Source organism: Gluconobacter kondonii (assembly GCF_002723995.1).
Taxonomy (GTDB): domain Bacteria; phylum Pseudomonadota; class Alphaproteobacteria; order Acetobacterales; family Acetobacteraceae; genus Gluconobacter; species Gluconobacter kondonii.
The window spans coordinates 171,904-183,355 of the sequence record NZ_BEWP01000001.1 but is presented as its reverse complement, the minus strand read 5'-3'; the positions used below and the strand labels follow the sequence as shown (position 1 = coordinate 183,355).

The 11,452-nt window shown below is 61.8% G+C and carries 8 protein-coding genes; 6 read left to right on the top strand and 2 right to left on the bottom strand.

The window, feature by feature from the left end; translation table 11 throughout:
- Window positions 1-26: 26 nt before the first annotated feature.
- The 6 genes from GKO01_RS00835 to GKO01_RS00810 all read left to right on the top strand — a co-directional run bounded on the left by GKO01_RS00835 (window position 27) and on the right by GKO01_RS00810 (window position 7,313).
- Window positions 27-758, top strand: a complete 732-nt coding sequence (locus GKO01_RS00835; RefSeq protein WP_244901268.1) for a DnaA/Hda family protein — start codon at window positions 27-29, stop codon at window positions 756-758.
- A gap of 231 nt (window positions 759-989) precedes the next feature.
- On the top strand, window positions 990-3,149 hold the full coding sequence (locus tag GKO01_RS00830; RefSeq protein WP_244901289.1) for an RNA degradosome polyphosphate kinase: 2,160 nt from the start codon (window positions 990-992) through the stop codon (window positions 3,147-3,149).
- 5 nt (window positions 3,150-3,154) lie between these two features.
- Window positions 3,155-4,633 carry a Ppx/GppA family phosphatase gene (locus tag GKO01_RS00825; RefSeq protein ID WP_099285228.1) on the top strand — a complete coding sequence of 493 codons (1,479 nt, stop codon included), beginning with the start codon at window positions 3,155-3,157 and terminating at the stop codon, window positions 4,631-4,633.
- Window positions 4,630-5,394: a CDP-diacylglycerol diphosphatase gene (locus GKO01_RS00820; RefSeq protein ID WP_099285226.1), complete on the top strand. Its 765-nt coding sequence runs from the start codon at window positions 4,630-4,632 to the stop codon at window positions 5,392-5,394. The genes GKO01_RS00825 and GKO01_RS00820 overlap by 4 nt, the downstream gene beginning before the upstream one ends.
- Before the next feature lie 81 nt (window positions 5,395-5,475).
- Entirely contained in the window at window positions 5,476-6,642 is a 1,167-nt protein-coding gene (locus GKO01_RS00815) for an MFS transporter (protein ID WP_174694194.1), read from the top strand.
- Complete coding sequence (locus GKO01_RS00810; protein WP_099285224.1) at window positions 6,639-7,313, top strand: HAD family acid phosphatase; 675 nt, start codon at window positions 6,639-6,641, stop codon at window positions 7,311-7,313. Before GKO01_RS00815 ends, GKO01_RS00810 begins: the two co-directional genes overlap by 4 nt.
- Window positions 7,314-7,395: 82 nt before the next feature.
- Here the strand turns inward: GKO01_RS00810 and GKO01_RS00805 are convergent, their stop codons facing one another.
- Window positions 7,396-10,071: a DUF4175 domain-containing protein gene (locus GKO01_RS00805; protein WP_099285222.1), complete on the bottom strand. Its 2,676-nt coding sequence runs from the start codon at window positions 10,069-10,071 to the stop codon at window positions 7,396-7,398.
- Window positions 10,064-11,419 carry a diaminopimelate decarboxylase gene (lysA, locus tag GKO01_RS00800; protein WP_099285220.1) on the bottom strand — a complete coding sequence of 452 codons (1,356 nt, stop codon included), beginning with the start codon at window positions 11,417-11,419 and terminating at the stop codon, window positions 10,064-10,066. Before lysA ends, GKO01_RS00805 begins: the two co-directional genes overlap by 8 nt.
- Window positions 11,420-11,452 lie beyond the last annotated feature (33 nt).

The window sequence follows — 11,452 nt, the reverse complement described above, 5'->3', positions numbered from 1 at the left end:
GAACGCCTGTTTGACGGTGTTACGGCATGAAAAAGGGGGCTGCGATGACGAAACGGGATGTGGACGGGGTTTCCGGAAGGCCCGTAGCCACCCAGATGGCGTTTCCGCTGCGTCGGGTGACGGCGATGACGTCCGATCGTTTCATCAATGGTCCGTCGAATGTGGCGGCACGGGCATGGCTTGCGCGCAGTCAGTGGCCAGATGGGCGTTTGTGGCTGTGGGGCCCTTCGGGAACGGGGAAGACGCATCTCCTGACGGTATGGGCGCACGAACATGACGCTACGGTGCTGGATGCCCGGCTGTTTTCCAAGTCTTCGGCGGGAGGGCGGATCCGGGTTCAGGGAAATCTTGCCATCGACAATGCCGATTCGCCGGGCGACGAGGCGACCATGCTGCATCTGCTCAATGATGCGTTCTCCCAAGGCGATCGCGTTCTGATGGCGGGCCGCCTGCCGCCGTCGCGCAGTCATTTCATGCTGCCCGATCTTGCGAGCCGTTTGCGGGCGACAGCCACGACCGCGACGGGCGAACCCGAGGACGATCTGCGGGCGACGCTGCTCCTGTCGCTGCTGGCAGACCGGCAGCTTGTCGTGTCGCAATCGGTGACGGACTGGCTGTGGCGTCATCTGCCCCGGACGGGCAACGCATTGGTTTCGGCAGTGGAACGGCTGGACGAGGCGGCGTTGGTGCGCAAGCAGCCCATCACGCGGGCGTTGGCGCTGGAAATGCTGCCGGATCTGCTGATGCCTGAGGAGTAGGTGTCGCGAACGTGACACAAAAACTCTGTTTGACATGCCTATCCCAAGGCATGACCGTTAATGCGATTTGTAAATCCGTGTGTTCCGGAAGGCCCTATTGTGACGACTGAAGATTCCCGGCCCGTGCCGCGCCGCCGCTCTCCCCGCAAGCCCCGCAGTGCAGTCACTCCAGCCCAGAACCGCAGCCGTCGTCGGCAGACTCCCGCTATCCGGGCAGAAGATTACGCACGTATGGTAACGTCGCCGGAGCGTTTCCTGAACCGGGAACTGTCCTGGCTGGATTTTAACGAGCGCGTCATTGAAGAGGCCGAAAATACCCGCAATCCGCTGCTGGAGCGGGTACGGTTTCTTTCGATCAGTTCCAGCAATCTGGACGAGTTCTATTCCGTGCGTGTGGCCGGGCTTGTGGGACAGGTGCGCGAAGGTATGGTCGTGCGCAGTCCGGACGGACTGACCCCCATCCAGCAGCTTTCACAGGTGCGGCAGAAGGCGCGGCATCTTCTGGCGGAACAACAGCGCGTCTGGCATGTGCTGGAAGGGGAGCTGAAGGACGCAGGGATCGTCATCCTGCCGACCGACTCGCTGGATGAGACGGATCTGGCGCAGCTTTCCATGCTGTTCGACGAGCGGGTTTTCCCAGTGTTGACGCCGATGGCGGTCGATCCATCCCATCCTTTGCCCTTCATCCCGAATATGGGTCTGGCGCTGCATCTGCGCCTGAAGGACGCGGCCTCTTCGACTCACGTGATGGACGGATTGATCCTGCTTCCCGCACAGGTTCCGCGTTTCCTGCGGCTTCCGGCGCGGTTGAAGGAAGGGCAGGAGACGCCGGACCAAATCCGCTTCGTGCTGCTCGAAGACCTCATTACACTCTTCGCCGGACGCCTTTTTCCGGGGCTGGTGATCGGGGCGGCGGGCGTGCTGCGCGTGATCCGCGATACGGATGTGGAGTTCGAGGACGAGGCCGAAGATCTGGTTCGGTCTTATGAAACGGCGCTGAAACAGCGTCGGCGGGGTGTATGCATTCATCTCGCGCTGGACCGCAAGCTGCCGGACACGCTGGGTCGTGAGATGGGTGAAGAGCTGGGCGTGGGTGAGGAGGACGTTGTCGTCCTGCCGTGCTTTGTCGGCGTGACCGATCTCAAGCAGCTGATCGTGGATGACCGCCCGGATCTGGTTTTTCCGGCCTACACGCCGCGCTTTCCCGAGCGGGTTCTGGATTATGACGGCGACTGTTTCGCTGCGATCCGGGCGAAGGACATGCTGGTCCATCATCCGTTCGAGAGCTTCGATGTGGTGGTGCAGTTCCTGCGTCAGGCGGCGCTGGACCCGAATGTGCTGGCGATCAAGCAGACACTTTATCGGACGTCCCGTGACAGCCCGATTGTTCATGCGCTGATTGAAGCAGCAGAGGCCGGGAAGTCGGTCACGGCGATGGTCGAACTTCGGGCGCGGTTTGACGAGGAAGCCAATATCCGCCTGTCTCGTGCGCTTGAAGCGGCGGGCGTGCAGGTCGTGTTCGGCTTCGCGCATCTCAAGACCCATGCCAAGCTGAGCCTTGTGGTGCGTCGTGAGAACGGCTCGCTGCGCTCTTACGCGCATTTCGGGACGGGTAATTACCATCCGATCACGGCGCGGATTTATACGGATCTGTCGTTCTTCACCTGTGACCCGAAGCTGGCTTCAGATTCGGCGCGCCTGTTCAACTACATGACGGGCTATGCCATCCCCGCGAAAATGGATGCGCTGGCCTTCTCGCCCATCACCATTCGCTCCACGCTGGAACAGCTCATTCAGGATGAGATCGACCATGTGAAGGAGGGGCGTCCGGGGCGGATCTGGCTGAAAATGAACAGCCTCGTGGATGCCGAACTGATCGACAAGCTCTACGAAGCCTCGCAGGCCGGAGTGAAAATTATCGGGATTATTCGCGGAATCTGCTGTCTGCGGCCCGGTGTGCCGGGGCTTTCGGATAATATCGAAATCAAGTCGATTGTCGGGCGTTTTCTGGAGCATGCGCGGGTTTTCGCATTCGGAAACGGCCACCGGATGCCGTCCGCCAAGGCAAAAGTTTTCATTTCTTCGGCAGACTGGATGGTGCGGAACATGGACTGGAGGGTAGAAGCCATGGTGCCCATCACGAACCCGACGGTCCATGCGCAGATTCTTGGCCAGATCATGACGATGAACATCAAGGACAACCTTCAGAGCTGGACGCTCACGAGGGACGGCTACTGGCATCGGGTTTCGCCGGGCGCACATCCGTTCTCCGCCCACGAATACTTCATGAACAATCCGTCCCTGTCCGGCCGAGGCTCGGCTGCGCGGGAGAAGGTCCTTCCGGAGGCACATCGCCCCCGTGAGCGGCCCGACAGGATTTTGGAAGACTGATTTTCATGTCCTCATCTGCACAGCGTTCCGCCATTGTCGATCTTGGGTCCAACTCGGTCCGGCTGGTTGTTTTTGAAGGGGTGACGCGCAATCCCCTTCCGATTTTCAACGAGAAGGCCACGCTCAAGCTGGGGCGCGGGCTGGATGTGACCGGGCGCCTCAATGACGAGGGCGTTACGCTGGCGATGGACGTGCTGGGGCGGTTCCATGCCGTCGCCCGTGCCATGGGGGCCGAGCCTTTTGAGGTTCTCGCCACCGCAGCCGTTCGCGATGCGACCAACGGGCCGGATTTCGTGGACGCCATCCGAGCGCGGATGCCAGGCGTGCCGATCCGCGTTCTGGAAGGGACCGAAGAAGCCGACTACGCGGCCCGTGGCGTTCTGTGTGGGCTGCCGGAAGCGAATGGACTGGTTGCGGATATTGGTGGCGGTTCTCTGGAACTGATCCATGTTGCGGACAGCCAGTATTTTGAAGCCGTGACGACGAAGCTGGGCGTGATCCGGCTGCATGATCGTGCCAAGGGCAGCATTGAGCGGGCAGCGGAAATTGCGAACGAGCTTCTCGCGGAGGTTAACTGGCTGCCGGGCATGACCGGGCGGCCGCTTTATCTCGTGGGCGGGGCGTTTCGTGCGCTGGCGCGGCTTCAGATCGCGCGGACGCAGTATCCATTAAACCTCGTGCATCTGTTTACCCTTTCCGAGGGGGAAGCGCGGGAAATGGCGGACTGGGTCATCAGTTCCCCGCGCCGGACCCTTGAGAAAATGCCGGGTGCCCCGCGCAAGCGTCTGGCGGATGCGCCGTTTGCGGCGGTCGTGCTGCGTTGTCTGATGGAGCGGGTCCGTCCGTCCAAGGTCGTGTTCAGTGTCGATGGCCTGCGCGAAGGCTGGTATATGCGCCACGTGGCGTCTTCGGTCGCGGATCTTGATCCGATGACGGATCTGGCAACGGAGATGGCCAATCGTCTGGCCCGCAGCGCCTCGCTGGCTGAAGCGCTGGTGAGCTGGACGGCACCGCTGTTCCGCGACGAGACGCGCACCCAGAAGCGCTTGCGCCAACTGGCGTGTATGCTCTCCGATATCGGCTCTTACGATCATCCGGAATATCGGGTCGAGCAGACCTACCGACGGGTGATGTATGGGCATGGTGTGGGCTTCGATCATACGGCTCGGGCTTTTATCGGCCTGACGCTCGCCGTGCGGTATGAAGTCTCGATGGACTCTCCCCTGATTGAACCTTCCCGGCAGCTTCTGTCGCGTTCAGAGATTGACCGGGCGGTGCGTCTGGGCCTTGCGCTCAGGCTGGCCTATACACTCTGCGCGGGAACAAAAGTCCTGCTCGATGAGTGCAGGCTTCTCGTGGAAGACGGAACGCTCGTGCTGGTTCTGGGCGCGCGCAGTGTGCGGGCGGCGGGCAGTGCGGTCCGACGTCGCTTCGAGAGGCTGGCGGCTGCGATGCAGCTTGAATGTCAGGTTAGGGAAGAATGACTTTGCGGGATTACGGGACGGCGGCCAGATTTGGTTTTGTAGCGGCGGCAGTGGTTTTCGGGTTGTCCGGTTGCGGAAAGTCCCATGATCGAGGTGCGTTGTGGAAGGTCGTTCACGGGCGTTGTGCTGTGGATGCGGATCACAAGCCCTGCACGGTTTATGACGAGAAGGATGGCTATGCTCTCCTCAAAGATCAGACCGGACGCGGCCAGTATCTGGTGATCCCGACGCAGAAGGTCCCAGGCGTTGAAGATCCAAGTCTGCTGAAGCCTGAGACGCCGAATTATTTTGCGGAAGCCTGGGGACAGCGTGCCCATGTGGCGCAGTCCTACGGGTTTGAAATTCCTGATTCGCATCTGTCGATGGCGATCAATTCGCGTCCGGGGCGCACGCAGGACCAGTTGCACATCCATCTGGATTGCCTGACGTCCTATGCCCGTGCCGAGCTCGACAAGAACATGATCACCGAGGACTGGTCTCTGGTCTCGCTGTACGGTCATCCCTACCGGGCGCGGATCGTGACGTCTCTGGAGCCGTCGCCGTTCCGGGTAATTGCCGCTGATGACATGTCCATCCACACGCTCGTCATCACGCCGGCAAAGCATGGCGGGTTCATCCTGCTCGATGACATGGCGCATGTGCTTGATCATGGATCGGGCGAAGAGCTTCAGGACCATGAATGTCATCTCGATGATCCGCACCACAAGGCCATGATCATGGATGGCATGGATATGGGGCAGCACCCCAACGGCATGATGTAAGACAGCTTTGGGTTGTCCGGGGATTCCGGGTGTGGCAAGGTTCGATAAATCTCGAACAATCTGTTCTCCCGGAGACCGGTCTTGAAACTGGCAGCGAAATCGTCCCCAAACTGGCCACTGCTTTCGCTCGCCGTTGGCGCCTTTGCCATCGGCACCACAGAATTTACACCGATGGGCCTGCTGCCCGTCATCGCGCATGGTCTTCAGGTCAGTGTGCCCAAGGCGGGTGGGCTGGTGACGGCTTATGCAGTTGGTGTGATGCTGGGCGCGCCCGTCATTACGCTGCTGATGGCCAGTTTTCGCCGAAAACTGGCCTTGATCCTGCTTATGGGGCTTTATGTAGCAGGCAATCTGCTCTCTGCCGTTTCCGCCAGCTATGACCTGTTGTTTGCCTCACGCGTCCTGACCAGTCTGGCTCATGGGGCGTTCTTCGGGCTGGGAGCTGTGGAGGCCTCGCTGTCTGTCGCACCAGCGCGCCGGGCGAGTGCGGTGGCGTCCATGTTCATGGGGCTGACGATCGCCAATATCATTGGTGTTCCAGCGATGACGTGGCTGGGAATAACTTTCGGCTGGCACAGCGCGTTCGGCGTGACGGCCATATTGGGGCTCGTAACCATGCTGGCCGTGCAGTTTGCCCTGCCGGCCCGCGAGATTGGCCCGGCCCCGGAAGTTGGGCGCGAATTGCGGGTTCTCGTGAAGGGGAATGTGCTTCTGGCGTTGCTGACGACCGCGATCGGCGCGGGGGCGATGTTCGTGCTCTACACCTATATCGCGCCAATCCTCGAACACATCACCCATGCCAGCCCGACCATCATCACTCTGGCGCTGATGCTGACCGGGGTAGGGTTCTCGATCGGCAACGCTATAGGCGGCCGGAGCGCGGATCGCTCTCTGGATGGGAGCCTGCTGGTCTTTTTCCCCGTCCTTGGCGTGATCATGTTGATCTTCCCGTGGATGGCGCAGAGCGTACCGGGCGCACTGTTTGCGGCGCTGCTGTGGGGTGCGGCGACCTTTGCGCTCATGCCTGCGCTTCAGATGCGGGTGATGCAGGCCGCGCATGATGCGCCTGCGCTGGCGTCGTCCATGAATATCGGGGCGTTCAACCTCGGCAATGCGATCGGTGCGGCTCTGGGAGGGATCGCACTGTCCATGGGGTTGGGCTATGGCGGTGTGTCCGTCATTGGTACGGCTCTGGCGCTGGTCGGGGTCGGGCTTGTTCTTCTGTCACGAAAGGTGGCTCCTCCATGATCCGTTCCCTCCTGCTCGCCACCAGCCTGTTTGTTGCGCCCCTCGCGGCGCTGGCCGCGCCGCCTGCGAATGTTGGCGATGCCATTATGGCCGCCAGCGCCTATCACGACAGCGGCGATTACCAGCGTGATTTCGACGCCGTGGTCGCTCAGGCACGCCAGTGGATCAAACAAACGGCGCCAAAAACGCGCCATCCCGCAATCGTTCTGGATATCGACGAGACGACCTTGTCCAATTGGGACGAGATCCGCGCCGATGATTTCGGCTATATTCCGGCGGGTCCGTGCGACGCCCTGCCTAAAGGGCCGTGTGGAGCGATTGCCTGGGAAAAGAGTGGCCGCGCCCCGGCTTTTGCGTCCATGCGGGCGCTGATCGAAGAGGCTCAGGCGAATCATGTCGCGGTGTTTTTCGTGACAGGGCGTCATGAGGACGAGCGGGACGCGACCGAGCGGAACCTGCATCTGGCGGGAATTCAGCACTGGGACGGGCTGTATCTACGACCGATGACCTCTCATGGATATGCTGCCTTGTACAAGGCGCCGACCCGCGAGCGGATCGAGCGTAAAGGCTATACAATTATTGCAAGTCTTGGGGATCAGCCGTCCGACCTGAGCGGTGGTTTTGCAGAAAAGACTTTCCTGCTGCCGAATCCGTTCTATCGTATTCCGTAACATTATGTAATTCAGGGGGTGAGGTCGTCTTTGCCACCTCTGAAAAAGCCCGGTGCCATAACGGTACCGGGCTTTTTTTGTCTCAGAACGATTTGAGAAGCCGTTCCAGATAGTCCAGTTCGCTCTGCGGGCGCGTACGGTCCGAGGCGCGGCGGCGGAGTTCGCGTTCGATGTCGCGGGCGCGGTCCCGGGCGCTTTTGTCCGGGATATGGGCGTCCGAATCCTTGCCTTTGTCACCTTCGCCGAGTTTGCGACCCAGCGGATCCTGATCCTTCTGATCCTCATCGTCGCCATCTTCGTCGCCAGCCTGCGGCTGGTCACCGTCATCGCCCTGCTGGCCCTTTGCGCCGTGCTGGGGTTTACCGGAACCGCCTGCACCACCGGAGGGAATAAAGCTCAGGCTGCCTCCGCCCTGTCCACCTTTGCCGGAACCGCCGGATTTCTGGTTCTGGCGCATCTGTTTTCCGGCTTCAGACAGGTCGGCCAGAACTTTCTGTTCGGCTGTCTGCGCGTCGGCGTCCTTGCGGTCCGCGAGGGCTTCGCGGGCGCTCTGCATGTCCGTTTTGGCCTTGTCGAAAGCTGTGGCGGGCTTGCCGGTCAGATCTTTAACGCGATGACTCAGGATATCGTTCACGCGCTGAAGGGCGCGTTGCAGGGCATGATCCGCACGACGTCCGTCAGACTGGGCGGCGACCGTCGCCGGATCGACCGGGGCGGGCGGCTTGTCGGCAGGCTGATCCATTCCGGCAGGTGGCTGCATCCCAAGCTGGCGGAGCAGGTCTGCCGTGGACATCTGACTGACATCGGGCGGATTGCCGTCATCGGGCGGTGCTGCGGCCTTGCGGGCGGCGGAAAGGCGGGACTGCGTGTGGTCGAGCAGCGTGGTCTCGCGGTGGACGAGATCATGCAGGGCCGCACGCTGCGCCTGTGCTTCGGCCTGTGCTTTCATCTGGGCGGCAAGCGCCTTGAGGTCTTCAGGGCGCGCCTGACGCATGCGTTCGGCCATGTCTTCCATCTGCTGGAGACGCCGCAGGGCTTCGTCGCCATGCCCCTGATTGGCTTCGGACTGGAGGCGGCGCATTTCGTCTGAGAACGGATCGGCCGAACTGGTGCCGGATTGCGGCATCATGATCCCGCTCTGGGCAGCGCGTTCGAACAGGAGCTGCATCCGGCGGTTCAGGGCATCCTTGAGGGTCTGTGTGCGGCGCTGGAGTTCTTCCTGCTCGGGGAGGGTATGACCCTTTTCCCCAAGCTCGCGCATATGATCGAGTTGCTGCTGCACGCCCTGTTGGGCTGCGCGGACTTCAGCTGCGGCATCGGCGATTTCGGGGCCGTCACGGTGTAGATCGTCCAGATAAAGTGCGAGCGCCCAGAGGTCACCGGGAACGCGATCCGCCGAGCCTTCAGGGGCATCTTTGCGAAGGGATGCGATTTCCAACCCCAGAGCCGCAAGAATCGCGCGTTCGTCAGTTGTCTGCGTCAGGAGCGCGAGTTCGTCCGAGGCTTTTGAAGCGCGTTCCTGCCCGAGCATGAGGCGGCGGCGCAAAGCCACGAGGGCGCGGGCCAGCGGATCGGTGAATTTGCGGGCGCCGATCTGGAATTTGACGATATCGCTGCGGCTTTCGCGCCCCGAGACGCTTTTGGCGTGCAAACGGCCTTCGACGTCCATTCCCGCAAAAGGATCGGAGGAGAGGTCAGGTGTGGCGACCCCTTTCGCATCTTTCGGATGACCGTCGAGAGGGATTGGAACGCGCAGCACGCGACCGCGGGAGAGGCCGGGCAGGTGGATTTCGGCCTCCAGCGACTCTACGCCATAGGTCTGATGGATATGCCAGGGCAGACCGGTACGCCAGTCGTCTTTCTGCGGGCCGGGTTTGCCGTCCCATGTGACGGTCGGGGGTAAGTCGGGCTCGACGGTCACATGCCATGCGCCGAGAGTGCGGCCACGAACGACGATGCGGATGGTTCCGGATTGCTGGAGCGTGCCGTGGCTGTTCCAGCTTCCGGCATCCAGACGGCTCTGCTCAGGAGAGGCGATGCCGGACAAAGTGGGTTTTCCGTGAGCGCCGGTGATGGTGGCGTTCAGGATCGAACCCTGCGGCACATCAAGCGAGGTGCGGCCCGTTGAGGACAGGAAAATGGGCGCACCGGGAGCGTAAGGCGGTCGGTCGATCCAGGCCTGAAGGGTCGGAAGCGGAACGCTGTCATCGTCCACGCCGGGGAGCAATCCGGCGTATAGACGCGACGGTGTGTGTGTGCTCGCCAGCAGCGCGGCGCTGATCAAGGCCAGAGGGACGGCGATAAGACCGATGCGGTCTTGCAGGCTGGTTTCGGGATGCGGAAGACCGACGCGGAGTGTTCCGAGAGAGGCGGTGACGCGTTCGACATGGCGCGCCCAGATGGCGGACTGTTCGCCGTTTCCGGCAAGGGCCGGGCGGTCCGTTAGGCTGAGAAGTGGTTGGCGGGCGAGGCAGGAATCGTGCTCGATTCTGCGATCAGCCGCAGGAATGCTGACGGGGGCAACGCGACGCAAACCGGTAACGGTCAGCCAGAGAGCCGCGCCGAGCACACCGATTTCTAGCAACGCGTGCAACCAGTCGGGCAGGGACTGTGGAATGCGCGCCAGGCTGGCCAAGCCGTAGAACGCCACCAGAAGCAGTGGCCAGCGCAGGGGTTCCCACGCACGTTCCCACCACAGGACGCGCTGGGCCTTGCGCCGCAGGGTTTTGAGATGGAAGGCCGGGTTTGGCTCAGCCATGGTCATTCCCGGGTGCCGTCAGCCATTCGGGGATGCTTTCAGCGGCAATCAGTTCCGCAACGCTCTGGGGCTGGCGGATGATGTCCCATTTCCCGTTGTCGATCAGAACCTGCGCGGCGAGCGGACGGGAATTATAGGTGGAACTCATGACAGATCCATAAGCGCCGGTGTCGAGCAGGGTGATCAGGTCACCACGTTTCGTATCCGCAGGGAGCGCGCGATCTCGGGCGAAGATATCGCTGCTTTCGCAGACCGGACCGACGATATCCCAGAGTTTTGTCGGGCTGGTCAGGCCATTCGGAGCAACGGGTATGATGCCGTGCCAGGATTCGTACAGAGACGGGCGGGCGAGATCGTTCATAGCGGCGTCGAGCACGACAAAATCTGGATTGCCAGCTTTCGTTTCGATCACGCGGCTTAGGAGAATGCCGGTTGGTGCGGAAAGCCAGCGGCCGGGTTCGATGCTGAGGCGGACACCAAGATCCCCCAGCGTTTCGGCAATAACGCCCGCGAGCATATCGGGCGAGGGGGCGATTTCGTCACGATAGCGGATACCGAGGCCGCCGCCGCAGTCCACGGCTTCGACGGTGTGACCGGCGGCGCGGATTTCGCGGACCATGTCGGCCAGTCGGGTATAGCCTTCGCGGAAAGGGCCTGCGGTCAGCATCTGGCTGCCCAGATGAACGGCAAGGCCGACGAGGCGGACGTTCTTCAGGCTGGCCGCTTCACCATACAGGGCCACGGCGCGGCGGTGTTCGATACCGAATTTGTCTCCGGCGCGCCCCGTGGAAATCTTGTCATGGGTGTCAGCGTCCACGTCCGGATTAACACGCAGGGCAGCACGCGCGACGCGACCGCAGGCCCGGGCAATGTCGTCGAGGCGGTATAGTTCTTCGACGCTTTCGACATTGACCTGCGCGATATCGTGTTCAACGGCTGCCCGCAGCTCCGCATCGGATTTTCCAACGCCGGAGAAGACGATCTTCGAGGGCTTGATCCCGGCATGGAGCGCACGCTGCATTTCGCCGCCGCTGACGATATCTACGCCATAACCGCACTGTCGCAGGATGGTCAGTGTGGCCTGATGGTCCTGCGATTTCATGGCGAAATGCATGCTGATCGGCAGGTTCCGGGCCTCGAACGCCGCGCGCAGGGCTTTTGCCCGCCGTCGCAGCGTTTCTGCTCCCGTGATCCAGCAAGGCGTGCCGACAGCGGCCGCGATGACGTGCAGGGGCACGCCTTCGAACAGGAGGCCGTCCCGTGCATCCATCGTCAGGGACGGGCGGGTGTCCAGCATGTCGTGGAAGGACGGGTCGGTAGCGGGATCGGAGGGAAGCGGTGCACTCATGATGGTGATACCGTATCGCTCTTGGAAGCATGT

Bases quoted from the DNA above. Each gene is read 5' to 3' on its own strand.
- GKO01_RS00835 (WP_244901268.1), top strand. From the start codon at position 27: ATGAAAAAGGGGGCTGCGATGACGAAACGGGATGTGGACGGGGTTTCC.
- GKO01_RS00830 (WP_244901289.1), top strand. From the start codon at position 990: ATGGTAACGTCGCCGGAGCGTTTCCTGAACCGGGAACTGTCCTGGCTG.
- GKO01_RS00825 (WP_099285228.1), top strand. From the start codon at position 3,155: ATGTCCTCATCTGCACAGCGTTCCGCCATTGTCGATCTTGGGTCCAAC.
- GKO01_RS00820 (WP_099285226.1), top strand. From the start codon at position 4,630: ATGACTTTGCGGGATTACGGGACGGCGGCCAGATTTGGTTTTGTAGCG.
- GKO01_RS00810 (WP_099285224.1), top strand. From the start codon at position 6,639: ATGATCCGTTCCCTCCTGCTCGCCACCAGCCTGTTTGTTGCGCCCCTC.
- GKO01_RS00805 (WP_099285222.1), bottom strand. From the start codon at position 10,071: ATGGCTGAGCCAAACCCGGCCTTCCATCTCAAAACCCTGCGGCGCAAG.
- lysA (WP_099285220.1), bottom strand. From the start codon at position 11,419: ATGAGTGCACCGCTTCCCTCCGATCCCGCTACCGACCCGTCCTTCCAC.